The organism is Sphingobacterium multivorum (assembly GCF_900457465.1).
Lineage (GTDB): Bacteria > Bacteroidota > Bacteroidia > Sphingobacteriales > Sphingobacteriaceae > Sphingobacterium > Sphingobacterium multivorum.
The window spans coordinates 255,111-276,174 of the sequence record NZ_UAUU01000005.1 but is presented as its reverse complement, the minus strand read 5'-3'; the positions used below and the strand labels follow the sequence as shown (position 1 = coordinate 276,174).

The following is a 21,064-nucleotide window of genomic DNA, read 5'->3' as shown; positions in this document are numbered from 1 at the left end:
CCGATCAAAGTAACTTCACGTGTGCTGGAATCTTTGAATGAGGCGGGTAGATTATTTTGCTCGACGCATTAAGTGTAACTTTTGTACCGTCTTCTAGAACAATTCGCTGCTGTTGTCCGTTTGTTAGCGTTAGTTCTTGATTGTTTGATTGCGTAATTTTGTAAAGATAAAGAGATGTAAAAGCGATACAGAGGATAGCTGCAGCTGCTGCAATTCTAGGGAAATTGAATATTTTCTGATTCCTCCGAGTCAGTTTCTTTATAATTCTGCCATGAATGCGTGCTTTGAGTGCTTTCTGTACATGATCGGGTAGTGTTTTGCTTAAATTCGGTCGGGATGAAAATGAATCGAAAAAACGTTCCACGACGTCTATTTCTTCCGAATTGGCTTCGCCTTTTAAGTATTTGTCAATTAGCTTTTCGAGCTCTTGGTTAGGATATTGCATATGATTAGTACAATGTTCACTTAAATAGTGCCCCTAACAGGAAAAAATGTACTAGTCTAAATTGGTGTTTATTTGTAATTTGCTTATTTACAGTTGTATAAAATTAATAGTAGCGTCAAAAAATGTTGGATAACAAGTTTTTTTAATTTTTGAATTGATACTCCGAGGTGATTTTGAACTGTATTTTGGGAAGTTTCTGTCAAATCACTAATTTCCTTTGTGGTAAGTCCATCTAAGTATCTCATTTTAAAGATTTCTTTTCTTTTTGTGGGAGATTGGCTACCCATTGTTCAATTAAAGATTTTAAATCCTTTTCGGCATACTGATCTCCTTCCAGAATTTCATAACTTCGATAAAGGTGATGATTTTCTTCGATAAGGATATTTCTGCGTTTGTTTTTCTTATAGGTTTCAAAGACTTTGTATTTCATGCATGCAATGAGGTAGGATTTCAGGTTGTGAATTTCTCTACTGGGACAGTGTTCCCAAAGTTCAATAAATACATCCTGAACAATCTCTTCACAGGAAGCCAAATCTTCGAGCCTTTTGTAAGATTCATCTAAAAGTAAAGACCAATATTTATCATACAAAATATTGAAAGCCTCTAAATCGCCTTCTCGGAGCCGAGCTAACAAGCTTGCATCATTATGAGCTGGATATTTATCGTTTTTCATGATATGATAGCGTGAAGTTGAATTCCTTGGGTTGGTAGGGTTTAGGAATGTAACTTTTTTTCAATATTACATATTTTATTAAATAAGGTCAAGATCTGCGTATAATATTTGCCTTCTTCTTTTATTTTAATGAAAACATTATTTTTTATTATAGTTGCAAAAGAGCTTCGAATGTTACGAGATAGCAATCAGTTTAAAACTTTAACAAAAGTATATGCCTGCTTGTTGAAGATCCTTGTCACAATTATAGGTAATTTATTGAGGTCAACATGATTATTGTAAAGCACCGTTGAACAAATCGATTTGGAAATGGTTAAACATTTCGCATGTTTGTTAGTTTATATCCATAAAAATTGGTTTTTAGTTTGTAATTATCTCAAAATTAGGTTGAATAAAATTAAAATAGAATTCATTTTTAATTTTTCGAATAAATTATCAAATAAACGCTTATTTGTGTCAGTATACAGGATTTTATCTAGTTTATTTGATAAGTAACAATAAAAATTTTTGTTTTTAGAGATCCAATTTTGATTTTGGTAGACACAAAGATGATATGTTGTCAAAAAAAATTAACTTTAAGGGCAGAACATATGTTTTGCCCTTAAACCATCGAACACTTAATTGTTTAAAATGCTAACAAAGAATATCAAACGTAAAACAAAAAGATTATTGCGTACATTATGCTGTTTTGTTTTTCTTTCGGTCAGTATGCTAAAAGGTTTTTCCCAAGCTAGAATGACGAAAGATTATGTTGATTATGTTAACCCATACATGGGAAACATCAGTCATTTATTGGTACCAACCTACCCAACGGTTCACTTGCCAAACAGCCTTTTGCGCGTTTATCCTGAGCGGGGAGACTATACTTCAGATCGTCTGTTTGGTCTGCCACTTATCGTTACAAGCCATCGTGGAAGATCGGCTTTCAACCTTAGCCCAATGGTGAAATTGCCAGGCGATTTGAAACCGGTACAATTGTACAGTTACGATCAAGAGGAAATTCATCCGTATGCGTATTCCGTGTTACTGGATCAAGAGAATATTCAGGTAGACTACGCGTTGTCGCATCAGTCGGGCATGTATACCTTTACTTTTCCGTCAACTTCGACAAAATACCTGCAGTTCAATTCACAGGAGGGGAAACTTCAATGGGACGGTCAGGGACTTTCGGGTATGCAGGATATTGGTAATGGCACGCATGTGTATATTTATGCCGTTCCCGAATCCAAACCTTTTGCCGTGAAGCGACTGCAAGGCCAACAATTGGAAAATGCCACTGAAGCTGCTGGTAAGAATTCTTGCCTGGTACTGGAGTTTAATCAAGCAGGGACTAGCTTACGTATGAAATATGGCGTTTCATTTATTGATGCGGCACAAGCAAAAGCCAATTTGAAGCGTGAAATCAGTGACTTTGACCAAAAGAAGCTGGCTGAAAAAGGACGTAAAATATGGAACGATGCTTTAGGTAAAATTGCTGTAGAGGGCGACAATGAGTCCAATAAGCACGTGTTTTATACGTCTTTATACCGCACTTACGAAAGACCTGTCAACATTTCTGAAGATGGTCGCTATCACAGCGCGTTCGACGGAAAGGTACATCAGGACGAAGGTAAACCTTTTTTTACAGATGACTGGATCTGGGACTCTTACCGGGCACATCACCCATTACGGGTACTCTTGGATCCCAACACAGAGTCCATGATCCTCAATTCTTTTGTCCGGATGTCCGAGCAAATGGAGCAGCCATGGTTGCCTACTTTCCCTGAGATTACCGGCGATAGTAGAAGGATGAATTCCAATCATGGTGTAGCAACTTTATTGGATGCTTATCGCAAAGGAGTGCGCAATTTTGATATCAAGAAAGCGTATCTGGCTGCAAAAGGTGCAATTACAGAAAAGACTTTGGCTCCATGGTCCGGTAAGGCCGCAGGAAAACTAGACGAATTTTTTAAGGAGAAAGGCTATATCCCAGCATTGTATCCAGGTGAAAAAGAAACCATACCCGAAGTAAACGGTTTTGAACGGAGACAACCGGTCGCAGTAACCTTGGGTACCTCTTACGATTTATGGTGCTTGGCACAGCTTGCGCAAGAATTGGGTATTCAGGCTGACTATGAGTTATTTATGAAGAAATCTTTCAATTATAGAAATCTTTTCAACGAGCAGACCAAATTTTTCCATCCCAAAGATGACAAGGGAAATTTTATCATGCCTTTTGACTATGTGTTTTCTGGCGGACAGGGAGCACGGGAATATTACGGTGAAAACAATGCCTGGATCTACCGCTGGGATGTGCAGCATAATATTCCCGATCTGATCAAACTGATGGGAGGAAATGAATCTTTTGTCAAGTACCTTGATGAGATGTTCCAGCAACCTTTGGGTCGGTCAAAATTTGATTTTTATGCGCAGCTTCCAGATCATACAGGTAATGTTGGACAATTTTCCATGGCAAACGAGCCGGCTTTGCATATTCCTTATCTATATAACTATGCTGGACAACCTTGGATGACACAGAAAAGGATACGCAAGCTGATCGGGGAATGGTTTAGAAACGATTTAATGGGGGTGCCGGGAGATGAAGACGGTGGTGGAATGTCTGCTTTTGTTGTCTTTTCACAAATGGGCTTCTATCCGGTTACCCCGGGTTTGACGTCCTACAGCATCGGATCTCCATTTTTCCAGAAGGTGAGCATACAGCTTCCTAATGGTAAGTCTTTTGTTATTATCGGCAAGAATGCATCGGCAAGAAACAAATACATTCAGTCGGCGAAATTAAATGGAAAGCCACTGAACGTTCCACAGTTGACCCATGCCGATGTGTTGAAAGGTGGTACCTTGGAGTTTGTGATGGGGGATAAAGCAAATCAAAATTGGGGAAATTAGCCGCAATATATAAGGAATCTCCTTCATACGAGAATAAAGAGCCTTTGATCTTCAGATCTAGGGCTCTTTATTGTTTAGGTGGTGTGCAGCTTATTATTCTAAAGCAGCAACCTTTACAAGCTAAAGAAACATTGTTTTTTGTACTAAAAAAGTGACAAAGTGAATTTCAATAAATAAAAGTCAATCGATTACGTTATTTGCGCAATCGATTTCGTTACACCGTTTTTTTGTTCCCATAAAATATCCCTCTAATTTAATGGGCTGAACCAGTCAATCAAATACTAAACTGACAGACTCAACTTTACTAACTATTTAATTATGATTTCAAAATTTACAAGTAACCAAAAGGTAAGCCTGCTTGCTATTGCTCTTCTTGTTGCGTCTTCGCAAAGTTTGTGGGCCGCAGAAACGCCAATTGCATTTAAACATAAAGCAAACGAGGCCACTCAGAACCAAGTTACCGGGAAAGTAACCGCAGAAGATGGTCCTCTTTCGGCTGCGACTGTTTCGGTCAAAGGTACATCGGTATCGACATCGACAGATGCAAAAGGGACATTTACAATTCGAGCGAAAGCCGGTGATATTTTGCTTGTTAGTAGCGTTGGCTATAAAACTAAAGAAGTAACTGTTACAGGGACGACCCTGTCAATTCAGCTCGAAAGTAACAATGAGGCTTTGGAAGAAGTTGTTGTTGTGGGATTTGCCAAACAAAAGAAAGTAAATCTAACTGGTGCTGTACAGGCGATCACGTCAAAGGATCTACAGGACCGTCCCGTTACAAATGTATCCTCCAGCGATCCAGGGTAAATTTTCGGGTGTAACAATTACTCAAAATTCGGGGCAACCAGGTAAGGATAACGGTACCATCCGAATCCGTGGTCTAGGTACTATCAATAATGCGAATCCGCTTGTTATTGTCGATGGAATAGAAAGCTCGATGAATAATATCAATCCCAACGATATTGAAAGTGTTTCGGTACTGAAGGATGGACCTAGTGCAGCAATTTATGGATCTAAGGCTGCAAACGGGGTTATTCTGATTACGACCAAAAAAGGGGGAAGTGGCAAACCGCAATTGAATTATACGGGCTATGCCGGGATTCAGGATCCAACACGTCTACCGGAATATATGAACTCTTATGACCATGCTGTCATCTTAAACGAGGCTCTTAAAAATGAAGGGAAGACGCAGCGTTTCTCCCAGCAGGATCTAGAACTTTTCAAAAATGGATCTGATCCGGACGGTCATCCCAATACAGATTGGTTAGGGTTGTTGTATAAAGGGTCAGGTTTCCAGCAATCGCATAATTTGCAGGTTACAGGAGGAACAGAAGATGTGCAGTATATGGCTTCCGGAGGCTATCTAGGGCAGAAAGGTGTTATTAAAGTTGCGAGTTCGGACCGGTATAATTTACGCACAAATGTGGGGGCAAAAGTGTCTTCAAGGCTTCGATTTGATTTAGGGCTGGCGTATAACTATCAACGTATTACCGAACCCGTAAACCCTTATACAGGTGACATGGCACAGATCTTTAGACAGGTAAATCGTATTCCTAGTTTTATTCCATACAAATATAGCAATGGTGTGTATGGTCGTGGTAGCGACGGTAACCCAATCGCTTGGATGGATCTGGAGGCAAAGGACAATATGATCAATAAACATACGCAGGTCAATTTCTCCGGTGAATTTAAGATTATGGATGGATTGAAGATCAAACAAGTTGTTGGCTTTCAACCGATCGACAATATGTCTTCCAAATTCGTCAAAGACATCCAATACTATGCACCGAACGGTGATTTGGGACCTAAGCAAGGGGTGAATAATCTGACTGTTTACAACTTTCAATCTGAACGATTGACTTTTCAAACCTTGTTGACCTATGATAAAAAGATTGGTAATCATCAAATCAATGTCTTAGGCGGTTTTATGGATGAAACATTCCGTGCAGATTACTCCAGTGCTTATGCGCAAGGGTTTTTGAATAATGATTTTTCGGAACTGAATTTAGGTAGCAAGGACGGAATGAAAGTCGACGGGGGAGCAAAAAAGTTAATTTTACGCTCTTTCTTCGGTCGTATCAATTATGCATTTGCGGATAAGTACCTATTGGAAGCCAATGTGAGACGTGACGGGACATCGCGATTCTTGGGAAGCAATCGTTGGAGTACTTTTCCTTCGTTCTCAGCAGGATGGCGTATTTCTCAGGAAGATTTCTTTAAAGAATCTCCTTTGTCTGATGTAATTTCAGAATTGAAATTAAGAGGTGGTTGGGGTAAACTCGGAAACCAACAATTAGCGGCAACATCAGATAATTCATATCCTTCTTCAGACGCTTATTATCCAGGCTTATTTACCATTTCTCCTGGCTATAATTACTCCTTTGGCGGTGAGATTAGTTCTGGCGGAGCTATCGTTGAATCAGCAAACCCAATATTGAAATGGGAGTCAACGACAAGTACTAACATTGGTTTGGACCTGAACTTCAAAAACAATTTGGGCTTTGTATTTGAATACTTTGACCGTAAAACTGATGGAGTGTTGTTAAAACTGCCCGTATCGAACTTATATGGTCTTCCAGCGCCTTACCAAAATGCAGGGAAAGTACAAAATAATGGGGTTGAGCTCCAAGTGAACTATCAAAATAGTATTGGTGATTTTAAATATAGCATTGCCGCAAATGGTTCTTATATTAACAACCAGATCAAAAAATGGGCAAGCGATGAGCCACAAGTTAATGGAACTTTTTATATCTATGAGCAGGGCCGACCAATCCGTTCGTTTTATGGCTACGAAACAGCAGGAATCTATCGTTCGGATGAAGAATATAAAAACAGTGGCATTCAAGGCGTAAATGGAACTGTAGGTGCTGGTGATATTATCTATAAAGATCAGAATGGCGATAAAAAAATCGATGGAAATGACCGTGTATATCTAGGTTCGCCTGATCCGAAATTCATCTTTGGTCTGACGTCCAATATGAGTTATAAAAACTTTGATCTGAGCCTATTCTTCCAAGGGGCCGCTAAAGTACAGGGCTATCTTTGGGGTGAAGCCATTGGCGGGATCTCGGGATCTGATAAACCGACAACCATTTTTGCAGATCGTTTCAATGCAGAGACCAATCCAAATGGATCGATGCCGAGGGCATTGACCAGTTGGTCACAAAATAGTCCTTCAGGCACTCCTTCCGATTTTTGGATACAGAATGCAAGTTATGTCCGCTTGAAGAACATTACCTTCGGTTATACCTTACCAAAAACGTTTACGGATAGAATCGGTATTAAAGGGGCCAAGGTATACTATAGTGGGCAAAACCTCTTGACTTTTACTGGTTTTGCTAAAGGATTTGATCCGGAGGCTCCAGCGGATTCTAGAGGTAATTACTACCCACAAGTGAAAACAAATGTGTTTGGTCTTAACGTAAACTTTTAATTGAAAATCATGAAACTTAGAAATATAACGATTGCATTGAGCGTAGCCACCTTATTGTTCTCTTGTCAAAAACTCGATCAGGAACCGTTGGATGCATATAATGCCGATAATTTTTGGAAAACGGAAGCAGAAACCGATTTTGCTGTAACAGGTTTGTACAGCGGTACAAGGGGAAGCGACGGTAAGCTGGCCGAAGGATCTGCTTGGGAAGACGGTACACAGATCTTTTACATGGACTGTACTTCGGATAACTCCAATAGTGATTTCCCTTGGGAAGGATTCCAAGCTTTGGGAAATGGGACGGCAACACCGACAAACTCTGGAAACGCAGAGGCACGCTATACGTACGAGCATATCCGTCGTGCTAATTATATCCTTGAAAATATTGAAAAATCGCCGGTTAATGCTGAAAAAAAGAAACGGCTGACCGCTGAGGTACGCGTCATACGCGCATATAAGTATTTTGATATGGCGACCTTATTTGGGGGACTACCTATCATTACGAAAACTTTGACCACAGAAAATTCGTTCGTGCCTGCAAATACGCAAAAAGAAGTATTGGAATTTGTGGAAAAAGAATTGAAAGAAGCTGCAGCAGATTTGTCGTTTGCTAAGGGAGGCGGGCGGATGTCAAAAGGTGCCGCCCTTGGTTTGTTGGCTCGCTGTTATGCTTTTGAAAAGAAATATCAGGATGTCATCAATACAACACAGGAGATCATCTCTTCGGCTAATTATAAATTATTCGATGATTATGCAACCCTATTTGAAGAGGCAAATGAAAACAACAGTGAGGTTATGATGAATATCGAATATTTGGTAAATATTCAAGGATATACTTCACTTGGTATTATGCTGCCCAATTCCATGGGCGGATGGGGGTCTATTGTACCAACACAGAGTCTGGTAGATGCTTACGAAACTGCCGATGGAGAAACTATTGGCGAGTCGAAATCCTATAACCCTGCCAGTCCATATGAAAAAAGAGATCCACGCCTGGGCGCAACAATTGTTTACCCAGGAGCACTGTATAACGGTAAATATTTCGATCCATTGGATCCGAAATCGGAAGATTATCCATCTGGTCCAGATAATGCATCTAGCACAGCTTACAACTATAAAAAATACATCCAAAATCCGAGCAGTTATGCGAACATTTGGAACGTGGGTACCAACATTATTGTGATGCGTTATGCTGAAATGCTTCTGTTAAATGCGGAAGCAAAGATTGAATTGGGGATCATTGATAATAGCGTATATGACAATATCGATCTGGTTCGTCTACGCGCAAAGATGCCAAAAGTAGATAAAGCAGTTTACAGTGGTCAGAGCAAACTGCGTGAGTTGGTTCGTCGCGAGCTGCGTGTAGAATTCGCAGGAGAAGGACGCCGTCGCTTTGATATTATTCGTTGGGGAATAGCCAAAGATGTGATGAACGGTCCTGTCAATGGCGCGCTGTCAAAAGGTACGGTGGATTCTAAAACAGGCAAGGTTACTTACACGTCGCTAACGGACCGTTTTTTCTCTGAAAATAGAACGTTCAAAGCTGGAAAAAATGAATTGTGGCCAATTCCGCAAGCTGTAATCGATAACAGTAAAGGAACGTTGAAACAAAATGTAGGGTATTAATTTTCTCCTGCTATATTTTTTACGAAGCAAGCAAGCAAGCAAGCAAGCAAGCAAGCAAGCAAGCAAGCAAGCAAGCAAGCAAGCAAGCAAGGCGGTTATGTGATACACTCACTTAACCGCCTTTTTGTAGTTATAGGGCATTTCTAATTTTTTTTGTATAATTTTTTTGTGGAAAAAGAAAAAATGATCATCTTATGTTAAAATGTATTCTACTTTAGCGTGACACGCAGTAGATAGATCAATTATGAATCATATAAGCTGAAATGCATGAGAGGTGTTTTATGTGCACTTGCGATAACTACAGTTTTAATTTTATCGTTTAATAAGCTTGTCTATAATGATACGCCCATGGCGAATCATGCAACATTATTAACCGAAGTGAATCGCCATAAAAAAGAAATCAAAAGTATCTTGATGACCGATAGTAATTTTTCGGATCTACGCTTTTTTGATGCTACGCTAAAAAATAATAGAATTTTGATGTTGGGTGAAATGCTGCACAATGATGGCGAAACTTTCAAAGCGAAAGCCAGACTCATCCGTTATCTGCATGAGCATCTCGATTATGACGTAGTTTTATATGAGGCAGGGCAATATGATATGTGGATGATGAATGCACAGATGGATACCCCTACGAGTCGGTCTCAAGTAAAAACGGTCGGCGGTATCGGTCTATTTGACTTTTGGTGGCAAAATGAGGAAAATCAACTGCTCTTAACTTATTATAAAAATACGAAAACATCCCAGAATCCTATTTCTCTCGGTGGGTTTGATATTCAGTTTTCGGGTAGGGAATTGTCTGATAAGCGGGCGAAATTATTAGAAGATTTCTTAGTCAAAAATGGGATTGATTCAACCAAGTATCCTTTATTGAAAAAAAATAGAAACAAACTGGAATACCTGACATATGAACGTTTTGCCAGCAAGCAGCTCGATGCGGACCAAAAGAAACAGTTTTTAGCAGAATTGGATGCATTGAGCCGTGTGATCAGCAGGGGTGTAAAAGACAATGAGCACCTGATCTATAGCCGATACCTGTCCGATATGAGAAATAACTTTGACAAATCTTGGCGCTATAAATCAGGATCAATGCAGAGCATGCATTTTAGGGATTCCCTGATGGCAGAAAATCTATGCTATCAGATCGATTCGCTTTACGCCGGCAAAAAGATTATCGTCTGGTGTGCCAATATCCATAGCTTTTCTGCTCCATACAATAAAGATTATCGGCCGCTTGGGACTTATCTAAAGCGTAAATATGGCGCCCAAGCATATAGCCTGGACTTTACTTCCTATGGACGATACGATAAAACTGGCCGTGTTGTCGATAGAGTGGGTAAGTTGGCGGTGGAAAATGTATTTCATGCTACCAAATCGCCTTATTTCTTTTTAGATCTTCGGGAGTTGTCCAACAATAGTATTTTAAAACAGAATTTTAGTTCAGTCATCAATCAAGGGATTGATGAAGATAGAAGGTGGCACGACTTTATCGACGGCATTTTCTATATCGATATCAATAAAGATCCAATTTACCGGTAACACCAATGGAAAGTATCCTCACAAAACAACTTAGCTTTAAAATAGGCGCGAAAACAATCCTGGATAACATCAGTCTGCAGGTACCAGAAAAGGGTATTTATGGCTATCTCGGGCGAAATGGAGCCGGAAAATCGACAACAATCAAGCTACTTTTAGGTCTTTTGGAGGACCGGACAGATGCGATTTTTATTCAGGGAAATAGTCTTAGGACAAATCGAACACGTATCTATACGAATGTTGGAAACCTGATCGAATCGCCTTGTTATTATACTAAGTTAACCGTTTTTGAAAATTTAAAGTATTTGGATATCATTCATAAAAAAGGGAATAAACGCATTGATGAAGTGTTGGAAATGGTTGATCTTCATCGGGAGAAAAAGAAAAAAACGAATGCTTTGTCTATGGGTATGAAACAGCGGTTAGGGATTGCAATGGCGATATTTCATGATCCCCAATTACTCATTCTGGATGAACCATTAAATGGTCTCGACCCACAGGGTATTGTGGAAATGCGCAACTTGTTTTGTCACCTCAATGAACAGGGTAAAACGATCTTTCTTTCAAGCCATATTTTGAGTGAGCTTGAAAAAATAGCAACACACATTGGTATCATAGAAGGTGGGAAAATGATTTTCCAAGGAACTAAGCATGAGCTGCTGGGGCAGGTTGACCGAGAAGTGTTCTTACGGACATCCAATCCTGCTGCAACAGTTTCTATTTTGCAAAATGCAGGTTTTTCTACCGTTAAGATCGATGGTCAAAATGTTATCGTCAATATAGGGGATGATCAGCAATTTGATTTTGTGATCAAATCATTGGTTGAACAGCAGATTGCTATTTATGGGCTGGAATCCCGTGGTGCTGATCTTGAACAAATTTTTATAAACCTAATCGCTCGTGCAAATGGCTAATACATTTTATACTGCTTTTTTGTCTGAAAAGTACAAACTTCTTCGTAACAGGGAAATTTTTGGGGTCTTGATCGCACCTATGCTGCTTATTTTTGCGATTAGCGCTTATATAATCTATGACATTGTCAATTCCGGTGGTGCCAGCGCCATTCCCAATCCCTGGAAAGTCTTATTGGGTCGATATGTATTTCAATTTTTTTATTTACTCTATCCCATTCTTGTCGCTTTGTTCGTATATGCTTGCTGTGATGTGGAGTATAAGAATAAACAATTATAAAATACTCTTTACTGTGCCCATCAGTAAATCGAATATTTTCTTTTCCAAAGCGACCTTTATTCTACTAACATTACTTTTTTCAATTCTTTTTGCGTACGCTGCATTTTTGATCAGCGGCTATCTGCTCAGTCTGATTTATCCCGTCCTTGGTTTCCAGAATTACGACTATAGGCAGGTGATTTTTTATACATTTCTGAAGCTTTTCATTACCTTATCAGCTATTGGGATGATCCAGCTGGCTTTAAGTCTATTGTTCCGAAGCTTTATTTACCCGATTGGGGTGGGGATGTTTATGTTGGTGTTTTCAGTGCTGGTGGCGCAAAAAAGCTTTTCGGATTTTATACCCTATACGGGTGCTTATAATGCGGTCATGAACATCCTATCCGAAAATGACTCATTTGCACGGCTCGATTACTGCAACATGGTGATGGTTGTTGTATTTCTATTGATCAGCTTTTATCTATTTAAACGAAAGGGGCAGTTTTAACGTTTCGTTCGTGCATGCCCACTGATCGGCTATTTTTTGTCAAATTCTTTTTTATAGGCGCTTGGTGACTGTCCATATTTCCTTTTAAAGGCCGACGCGAAGTAAGATGCTGATGAAAAGCCGACACTACTAAATATTTCGTTGATGGTTAGACCCTCAGCCATCAGGCTTTTGGCTTTCTTTAATCTTCGTTCCACAATATACTCATTGACACTGCAGTCGAGCAGCTGTTTCACCTTACGATAGAGCTGAACGCGTGAGAGATGGAGGTCGTTGGCAATCCCGTCGACGCTTAACCGCTGATCCGATAACTTGGATTCGACAATGGCGGAGAGATTGTTTAGGAATCTTCTGTCGCTATCGTTGACCTGTTCGGCTTGAGTACGCTCAAACTGTTCGACGTTGCTGCTATATTTTTCTTTAAGCTGATGACGCGATTGAAGAATATTTGAAATACGTATCCGCAGCAGTTCGGCATTGAATGGCTTAGTAATATAGTCATCGGCCATTAATTTGCTCCCCTCAAGCATGGTCTCCTCGTTGGCAAGTGCACTCAGTAAGATGACGGGAATATGTGCGGTCTGATAAAAGGCTTTGATGTCTTTCAAAATATCCAGTCCGCTTCCATCAGGAAGCATAATATCGGTGATCACCAGGTCTGGAAAATGTGTCTTCATCATACTAGTGGCTTGCTGGGCATCCTTTGCCAGAAACAGGTTGTAATCCTGTTCCAATAACGAGCGGAGATAGTCTCTGATTTCATCATTATCTTCGACGATCATAATGCTCTTCGATTTGTTGGATCGAAAAGAAAGATTGTTGTCTACCACCTTTGCTGTCGTGTCCAGTAGATCTTGTTGCTGAAACGATGGTTTTTCTCCACTGTCGAAACCGGCCAGTTCAGCAGGTTCATAATGACCATTCCCAATTGGCATGCGGAGGGTGAAGATCGATCCATGGCCGGGCTTGCTGCTCACGGTGATCTGGCCATGATGCAGTTCGACGATCTGTTTGCTGTATGCGAGTCCGATTCCGGATCCGTTACGGCTGCCGGCTCCTTGGTAAAAAGGATCAAAAATATGCTCAATATCAACCGGCGCAATTCCCAGACCATTATCCAATACGCGTAGATAAAAATAGTCCTTGAAATTGTTTTCTTCTAGTATAATTTCAATTCTGCCGCTTGCTGAAGTATGTTTGATCGCATTGGATAATAAGTTGGATAGGACCTGTTCCATGAGGTATTCGTCCATCCAAACCTCTTTCAAACTCGTTTTGTTGATATAACTGACCGAGATTCTGTTTTTCTTAAATAGCGGTTTGAAACTACCTATTACCTGCTGGATGAATGGATCGATATAAACGATAGACGCATGTAACCTAATTTTTGATTTACTGATTCGGTGGATATCAATGAGGTCGGTAACCAAACGCTGTAGTTTTTTTGCATTCCGCTTGACGCGCGACAACTGTTCTTTGACTTCTTCTGGCAGGTCTTTTCGTAATTCAAGGTCCTCGATAGGCGCTATAATAAGCGTCAGTGGTGTTTTAAATTCATGTGAGATGTTGGTGAAGAAATTATTCTTGATTTCTGCCGCTTGCTGGATCTGACTATTCATCTCGACGATCTGTTTTTGTTGCGCAAGGATCTCACTATTTTGGATTTCCAGATGTTTGTTCTTTTCCCAGTTGCTCCTGATCACGATAATAGAAATGCCACCAAAGACAACAGCAAGCACCAAGCTAACGACCAGTACATTAAGAACCGACTTTTGACTTTGGTAAATCTTATTCTGTTCCGTAATGAATTCCTGTCTTTTGTCTATATCGAGCTGCTGTTGCTTTATTTTATCCGACTGCAGGGCAAGCAATTCCGCGTTGGTTTTATCGATGACAGAGGTTGCGAGTATATTCTCGCGGCGGTAGTTTTGGTGGTTGATGATAGCCAAGGCCGTTCGAATGGCTTCGGCTCCGCCAGTGGGGTAGAGTATGGAAGCGAACATTTTGCCCTGTATGATCTGTTCAAGGCCATTTCCGGGACCAGGAAGGGCATCAACACCGATTATCTTAATGTCCTTTTTGATCTGGGCTTCGTCCAATGCTTTTTTTACCCCCATGGCCATCTGATCATTGAAGGTGAAGATGATATCACTCTGGATCATTTGGTCTATATGCCTACGCGTTTCCAAATAAGCTTTGTTTTTTTCCCATCCGCCGTGAATGATTCCGCTCGTTCGAATCCCTTTAGCATCTCCAATTTGCTGCATAAAGCCTTTTTCACGTTCTATGGAGGCGGATGTACCCGATAATCCAGTAACCAGGCCGATCGAACCATTGTTTTGTAAAATGGTGCGGCTATACTGGCCCGCCAGTTTTCCGATAGCAAGATTGTCTGCCCCCACATAGGCATTATATTGGCCTGAGGATGTCTTACGGTCAGTTACGATGACGGGTATATTGCGTTGAAATACCGAATCTACTATAGGGGTAAGGGGCTCGGCCTCATTTGGCGATACAATCAGAAGATCGATATCCTGTTTGACTAATTCCCGAATTTGATTAATCTGGACATTATTGTCGCCATGGGCATCTCGATAAAGAAAGTCAATATCCGGATTGAAGGAAAGTTCCCTTTTCATTTCTTCGAGCATGGTTTGTCGCCAGGCATCATTTCCGATACACTGTGAAAAAGCAATAATCCGCTTTTTCTTCTGGACCATTGGTTGACATCCACAAAAAAGAAGCAGGATCAATATGCCACCATAAATGAAATATTTTCCCATGATTTTTTTCCCTTCAATATCCGAATATACATTATTTAGTTTTTTTAGGCTAACATCGTCTTTGTTAGTGTATTCTTTACACTGATATGGAAACTTTCAAAAATGTATCATTTTCTAAATTTTCTGTTTAAAAAGTGAAAGTTTTAAAAAGTAATACTAGTGTAAGTTTCAGATTTTTAGTGTTTTAATGTTTTTTAAAAAATGTTACATAAATAAATGTTTTTGCGAAGCTCAAATTTAAGTTAAGATGAAACCAGGGTTAAATTTGGATTAATCAATTATAGATCATAACATGAACAAAAACACGGTACTAGCTTGGTCCTTTGTAGTGGCTTTAGGCGGATTTTTATTTGGATTTGATACAGCGGTTATTTCAGGAGCAGAAAAGGCCGTGCAGGAACACTGGCATTTAAGTGAGTTTCAGCATGGATTGACCATGGCCATTGCATTGATCGGAACAGTTGTTGGAGCAGCGCTGGGTGCACTGCCTTCAGATAAGTTGGGGCGTAAGAATACTTTATTTGCGGTTGCAGCTCTTTACTTTATCTCAGCAATAGGCAGCGCATTGGCGAATGACTGGACGATATTTATTTTATTCCGCTTTTTGGGTGGTATAGGCGTTGGCGTCTCTTCGGTAACTGCACCAATCTATATATCGGAAATATCTCCGGCGGCATCGCGTGGAAAATTGGTCGGACTTTTCCAGTTCAACGTCGTATTGGGGATTCTGATTGCCTATCTGTCCAATTACTTTATCGGTCAGGTAGGGGAGGAGTCCTGGCGTTGGATGTTAGGCGTACAGTGTTTTCCGTCGTTATTATTCTTCGGTCTGATCTTCCTTATTCCGGAAAGTCCAAGATGGTTACTGCTGCACAGGGGTAATTTAGCTGAAGCAAAACGAATTATGAAAAAAATCAACTCGGATGGTTACGAGCTGGAGATTTCAAAAATTCAGGAGTCCAAAAACAATACAGCAGGGGAGGGCAAACTCTTCGTTCGCGAAAATGTCAAACCTATTTTATTGGCCTTTTGTTTTGCGCTGTTCAATCAGGTTTCAGGTATTAACGCAATCATCTATTATGCCCCCCGTGTATTTGAAATGGCCGGTTTGGGCTCACAGAGTTCATTGCTTTCAACAGTTGGGATCGGGGTTGTCAATTTTATCTTTACGTTGCTGGCGATTAATTTCATCGATAAGGTCGGTAGAAGAAAATTAATGTTGGTGGGTTCGATTGGACTGATTGTTTCTTTGGCACTCGTTTCCCATGCTTTTTATACCAATCAAACGACGGGTTTTGCGATCACCATCTATCTGATGAGTTTTATTGCCTTTTTCGCATTCTCGCAAGGCGCTGTGATTTGGGTGTTTATTTCGGAAATTTTTCCGAATGATGTCCGTGCTAAAGGACAGACATTCGGCAGCTTGACACACTGGGTGATGGCGGCAATTATTACCTTTTGTTTTCCTGCATTGACGGAAATGCTCGGCGGGGGCGGTACCTTCTTGATCTTTGCCCTATTTATGGTTTTACAGCTTATCTATGTGCTTAAGTTTATGCCGGAGACAAAAGGGAAGTCACTGGAAGACCTTGGGCATACCATCAATCTACATTAGTCTTTAGCTGGACTAAACGAATAGGCGTCGGAGTAGCCATGGCGCGACTGGCGCCTATCGAAAGCTATTTAATCAATGACATTATGATAGCAAGTCGTGTGTATCTATTGTCAACATTGAACTTAAAGGGAAATATAATAATCAATTCGTTACATGGCTTTTGGCGCTCGGCCGAAGCTTTGTGAAAAAAGAAGAAATATGAAAAACGGAGAAAAATCAATACAGGGTATTTGTTTTGGAGAGGTACTTTGGGACAATCTTCCTACAGGTAAAAAATTGGGCGGTGCACCGTTGAATGTGGCTTATCACCTCAATAAACTGGGCGTTACGACGCGTATGCTAACACGCATAGGGCGTGATGAAAATGGTTATGAACTACGTAAGGTATGTGAGGATCTGGGCATTCCGACCGATTTCTTCCAGTATGATGCGTTGTTACCGACCTCAACCGTAGAGGTTTCGATCGATGCTAAACGCGATGTGCATTACGATATCGTTTATCCGGTAGCTTGGGACAGAATAGCAGTGGATAGTGCTGTTCTGGAAGCAGTTGCAACGGTGGATTTTTTGGTATATGGAAGTCTAGCCTGTCGGGATGAAGTAAGCTTCCAAAGTTTGCTGTTATTGCTTGAAAAAGCCCGCTTTCGGGTGATGGATGTCAACCTGCGTACACCTTATTTTGGTCCTGAAAAAAATACATAAGTTGTTGGCATACGCTGATTTTGTGAAAATGAATGCCGAGGAACTGCATGTTATTTCCGACTGGAATGGCGCTACGGAAGCCTATACCGATCAGCAGCGTGTAGACTTGATCATGGCCCGTTTTGCAATTCAGGAGGCAATTGTAACCTATGGTGCAGATGGAGCCGTGTATCATTATAAAAAAGATAATATCAGTTATCATTTCCCGGCCTTGAAAGTTCAGGTAGAAGATACAATCGGAAGTGGTGATTCGTTTTTGGCGGCTTTCCTCACCAAAAGGTTTCAGATGCAGGAGGGTGTTCAGCTGGAGGAAGTACTGGAATTTGCGGCGACCTTAAGTGGGTTTGTGACACAGAGCCGGGGGGCTTGTCCTGAATATAACGATGAGGTCATCAATCGATTCCAATGGTTGCATCCGATCTTCAATGGAGGCCAGAAGCAACAGTAAGTATACTGCTTCTTAAAGAAGCAGTATACACGCTATCATCATAAAATAATCAATCTAAATAATTAACCATTTACGCATAACCAATTATGTTTACAAGACAGAAAGCAATGCTGCTCCCGTCTTTGGCACTTTTTTCTGTTGTCGCATTTGCGCAGCAGACTGAAATCCGGGGAAGAATTACGGATAGTGGAACAGCAGCACCTGTAGTGGGGGCATCTTTAGTGGTGAAGGGAACCACAATAGCTACCAAGACAAATGAAAAGGGAGAATTTGTCCTCCAGACATCGGGCAATCAGGGCACATTAGAAATAAGTTATGTCGGCTATGCCACGCAGACAATTGCTGTTGCCGGAAGAAAGTTCCTCGATATTCAGCTTACGAGCACCGAAAAAGGGCTGGATGAAGTGGTCGTTACGGGATATCAAACCGAACGGAAGAAGGATTTGACTGGCGCAGTGAGTGTTGTGAATGTTGCTGAGATGATGAAGGCTCCAGAAAATAACCCAATGAAATCCCTGCAAGGAAGGGTAGCCGGTATGACTGTAACTTCGGATGGTAGTCCAAGTGGAGCGGCAACAGTGCGTATGCGCGGAATCAGTTCGATCAATAGTAGTCAGGATCCCTTATATGTCATTGATGGAACCCCCACCCAGGGAGGAATGCACGAACTCAATTCGAATGATATCGAAAGCATTCAGGTTTTAAAGGACGCTTCTTCGGCGAGTATCTATGGCTCGCGTGCAGCCAATGGTGTTATTGTCATCACTACGAAAAAAGGAAAGCTAGGTGCCCCTAAACTTACAGTAGACGCCTACGCCACCAGTACGCATTTTAATAATCGCATGAAAGTGCTCGACGCACAACAATATGGTCGTGCCCTATGGCAGGCAACGATCAACAGCGGTGGCAATCCAAATGGAAACAATATTGGTTATCAGTTTGAATGGAATAACGATGCGAATGGCGTGCCTCAGCTCAATACTGTTTTTGTTTCCAAGTATATTGATCGTGGGCACACCATGTATGCTTCAGATACCGATTGGTTTAAGGAAGTTTCGAAACCAGGACTGCAGCAGTCATACAATGCGACATTGAGCTCCGGAACAGAAAAATCCAGCTCCTTTTTCTCCTTAGGTTATTTGCACAACAATGGCACACTCCGTTACACGGATTTCCAGCGAATATCCGCCCGGATGAATGCTGACTATAAACTGTTTGATGGAAAACTGGTTGTTGGAGAGAATTTTACAGTAAACAACACGGGTGAAGTGCAGGTCCCCGGCGATGTACTTGACCTTTCGTTGAAAGCTTTACCGATTATCCCCGTGCATACGGTAGATGGAATGGGCTGGGGGGGACCAGCATTAGGAATGAACGACCGTCATAATCCCATGCGTGTACTTTACGACAATAGAAATAATAAATACAATTATTGGCGTTTGTTTGGGAATGCCTATGCCGATCTACAGCTGATAAAAGATCTGCATGTTCGAACCAGTTATGGCCTGGATTACAGTAATTTTTACAAACGTAACCTGGAAGTATCCTATCGTTCGGGATTTATGAACAGCAGCCGCAGTGGCGTTAATATGGAGCAGTCTCATGGGATGAAGTGGACTTGGTCCAATACAGCGACTTATCGGAAGGCAATCGACAAACATACAATAGATGTGCTTGCTGGTATCGAAATGAACCGTCAGAATGATATTAATTTTAACGCCTATACCGCTGGTGATGGTGCATTTGCCATAGAAACACCAGAGTATATGTGGCCAGGTGTGAGTACGGGTACAGCGGCAGTAGGAGGTGGCTCTACAGGCTTCTCGCTGCTATCCTATTTTGGAAAGGCCAATTATTCCTATGATGACCGTTATCTGGCTTCTTTCACCGTACGCCACGATGGCTCTTCCCGCTTCGGTAAAAATAACCGCTTTGCCACTTTTCCAGCGGTAACGGCAGGCTGGCGGATCTCTTCTGAACGCTTTATGGCAAGTACAAAAAATTATATTTCTGACCTCAAGTTACGTGTGGGATGGGGGCAGACAGGCAACCAGGGTATTGGTAATCTGGCTACCTATGCCCTGTTCGTCCCGAATATGGTGTTGCTGATCCAACATGGAATATCGTGGACGGTACAGCATACGATCTATCGGGTGCAGGAACGGGAAAGTTACCATCGGGATACCGCAAAATCCAAACGGAAAATAATGATCTGAAATGGGAAACTACCACGCAGACGAATATAGGCTTGGACTTTTCATTGTTTAATCAAAGTCTCTATGGTTCGATTGACTGGTATGTTAAAGCAACCAAAGATATGTTGATCAATCCAGCCTATATCGGTGTGGTCGGAGAGGGCGGTTACCGTTGGGCGAATGGTGCCTCCATGGAAAATAAAGGTTTGGACATATCGGCCGGATATCGTAATAAAACAACCTTTGGATTGGATTATGATGTAATGGCTGTGTTCTCGACCTATAAAAACAAGGTGACACATTTACCCGAAGCAGTAGAAAACTCCTATGGTGGTCGTCAAGGAGACAATATTATCGGCCGGCCGCTAGGGTCATTTTATGGCTATGTTACCGACGGCATTTTTCAGAATCAGGACGAGGTGGATGCGCACGTCAATCAGACCGGTAAAGGGATAGGGCGTTTACGTTATGTCAACGTCTATGATGCGGACAAGCAGATCACCGATATGGACCGTACATGGATTGGTAGTCCTCATCCTGATTTTTCTTATAGTTTGAACATTGTGCTAAAATATAAAAGCTTTGACCTATCTGCGTACTTTCAGGGGGTACAGGGAATAGATGTTGAAAACTGGCTGAAAAAGCAAACGGACTTTTGGAGTGTGGACGACGTCAATTCCAATAAAGGTGTACGTCTGCTCAATGCCTGGACACCACAAAATCCAACGTCAACGATCCCGGCCTTACAAACAACAAATAACAACGACGAGGGCCGTCTGTCAAATTACTTTATCGAGAATGGATCTTATATGAAGCTCCGGAATTTGTCCCTGGGCTACACTTTGCCAACAGCAACCGCCGCACACCTACGTATGAGCCGATTAAGGATTTATGTAACTGGTCAGAATCTATTTACCGTTAAATCAAAAAATTTCACCGGTGTGGATCCTGAAAATGTAGGTTGGGGTTATCCAATTCCAACCACCTGGACAGCTGGGGTAAATATTGGATTTTAAAATGGGAGCGAAATAAGGCGATACACTT

17 protein-coding genes are annotated in these 21,064 nt (G+C 41.2%); 13 read left to right on the top strand and 4 right to left on the bottom strand.

Annotated features, from left to right (window positions below):
- Positions 1–4: 4 nt before the first annotated feature.
- From DTA23_RS07675 to DTA23_RS07665, 3 genes are all read right to left on the bottom strand, one after another.
- Complete coding sequence (locus DTA23_RS07675; protein ID WP_112374308.1) at positions 5–445, bottom strand: hypothetical protein; 441 nt, start codon at positions 443–445, stop codon at positions 5–7.
- 83 nt (positions 446–528) lie between these two features.
- Positions 529–690 carry a sigma factor-like helix-turn-helix DNA-binding protein gene (locus DTA23_RS30250; protein ID WP_172462347.1) on the bottom strand — a complete coding sequence of 54 codons (162 nt, stop codon included), beginning with the start codon at positions 688–690 and terminating at the stop codon, positions 529–531.
- Positions 687–1,118 (bottom strand): RNA polymerase sigma factor, encoded by a 432-nt coding sequence (locus DTA23_RS07665; protein WP_112374306.1) that lies wholly within the window; start codon positions 1,116–1,118, stop codon positions 687–689. The genes DTA23_RS30250 and DTA23_RS07665 overlap by 4 nt, the downstream gene beginning before the upstream one ends.
- A gap of 630 nt (positions 1,119–1,748) precedes the next feature.
- Between DTA23_RS07665 and DTA23_RS07660 the strand changes: the two genes are divergently transcribed.
- From DTA23_RS07660 to DTA23_RS07630, 8 genes are all read left to right on the top strand, one after another.
- A complete protein-coding gene (locus DTA23_RS07660) occupies positions 1,749–4,004 on the top strand; it encodes a GH92 family glycosyl hydrolase (RefSeq protein WP_112374305.1) in 2,256 nt (751 codons plus the stop codon).
- Between the two features lie 318 nt (positions 4,005–4,322).
- The gene (locus DTA23_RS28700; protein ID WP_256603065.1) at positions 4,323–4,811 is read left to right on the top strand and encodes a carboxypeptidase-like regulatory domain-containing protein; all 489 of its coding nucleotides are present in this window, start codon (positions 4,323–4,325) and stop codon (positions 4,809–4,811) included.
- Positions 4,786–7,437 (top strand): SusC/RagA family TonB-linked outer membrane protein, encoded by a 2,652-nt coding sequence (locus DTA23_RS07655; protein WP_256603064.1) that lies wholly within the window; start codon positions 4,786–4,788, stop codon positions 7,435–7,437. The genes DTA23_RS28700 and DTA23_RS07655 overlap by 26 nt, the downstream gene beginning before the upstream one ends.
- Before the next feature lie 9 nt (positions 7,438–7,446).
- Complete coding sequence (locus DTA23_RS07650) at positions 7,447–9,063, top strand: RagB/SusD family nutrient uptake outer membrane protein (RefSeq protein ID WP_112374304.1); 1,617 nt, start codon at positions 7,447–7,449, stop codon at positions 9,061–9,063.
- Positions 9,064–9,411: 348 nt separating this feature from the next.
- Positions 9,412–10,602: an erythromycin esterase family protein gene (locus DTA23_RS07645; protein ID WP_172462346.1), complete on the top strand. Its 1,191-nt coding sequence runs from the start codon at positions 9,412–9,414 to the stop codon at positions 10,600–10,602.
- 5 nt (positions 10,603–10,607) lie between these two features.
- Positions 10,608–11,513 (top strand): ABC transporter ATP-binding protein, encoded by a 906-nt coding sequence (locus DTA23_RS07640; RefSeq protein ID WP_112374302.1) that lies wholly within the window; start codon positions 10,608–10,610, stop codon positions 11,511–11,513.
- Positions 11,506–11,790: an ABC-2 family transporter permease gene (locus DTA23_RS07635; RefSeq protein ID WP_112374301.1), complete on the top strand. Its 285-nt coding sequence runs from the start codon at positions 11,506–11,508 to the stop codon at positions 11,788–11,790. Before DTA23_RS07640 ends, DTA23_RS07635 begins: the two co-directional genes overlap by 8 nt.
- A gap of 13 nt (positions 11,791–11,803) precedes the next feature.
- Positions 11,804–12,277, top strand: a complete 474-nt coding sequence (locus DTA23_RS07630) for an ABC-2 family transporter permease (RefSeq protein WP_146753031.1) — start codon at positions 11,804–11,806, stop codon at positions 12,275–12,277.
- Positions 12,278–12,306: 29 nt separating this feature from the next.
- On the opposite strand, the gene DTA23_RS07625 is transcribed toward DTA23_RS07630, so the two are convergent.
- Positions 12,307–15,060: a hybrid sensor histidine kinase/response regulator transcription factor gene (locus tag DTA23_RS07625; protein WP_112374299.1), complete on the bottom strand. Its 2,754-nt coding sequence runs from the start codon at positions 15,058–15,060 to the stop codon at positions 12,307–12,309.
- A 292-nt stretch (positions 15,061–15,352) separates the two neighbouring features.
- Here DTA23_RS07625 and DTA23_RS07620 point away from each other — a divergent pair, with 292 nt between their 5' ends.
- From DTA23_RS07620 to DTA23_RS27470, 5 genes are all read left to right on the top strand, one after another.
- The gene (locus DTA23_RS07620) at positions 15,353–16,675 is read left to right on the top strand and encodes a sugar porter family MFS transporter (RefSeq protein ID WP_112374298.1); all 1,323 of its coding nucleotides are present in this window, start codon (positions 15,353–15,355) and stop codon (positions 16,673–16,675) included.
- A 198-nt stretch (positions 16,676–16,873) separates the two neighbouring features.
- Complete coding sequence (locus DTA23_RS07615) at positions 16,874–17,377, top strand: PfkB family carbohydrate kinase (RefSeq protein ID WP_172462345.1); 504 nt, start codon at positions 16,874–16,876, stop codon at positions 17,375–17,377.
- Position 17,378: 1 nt separating this feature from the next.
- Positions 17,379–17,825 (top strand): carbohydrate kinase family protein, encoded by a 447-nt coding sequence (locus DTA23_RS07610; RefSeq protein WP_172462344.1) that lies wholly within the window; start codon positions 17,379–17,381, stop codon positions 17,823–17,825.
- Positions 17,826–17,911: 86 nt separating this feature from the next.
- Positions 17,912–20,041: a SusC/RagA family TonB-linked outer membrane protein gene (locus DTA23_RS07605; RefSeq protein ID WP_218565311.1), complete on the top strand. Its 2,130-nt coding sequence runs from the start codon at positions 17,912–17,914 to the stop codon at positions 20,039–20,041.
- On the top strand, positions 19,951–21,036 hold the full coding sequence (locus DTA23_RS27470; RefSeq protein WP_218565310.1) for a TonB-dependent receptor domain-containing protein: 1,086 nt from the start codon (positions 19,951–19,953) through the stop codon (positions 21,034–21,036). The genes DTA23_RS07605 and DTA23_RS27470 overlap by 91 nt, the downstream gene beginning before the upstream one ends.
- Positions 21,037–21,064: the final 28 nt, after the last annotated feature.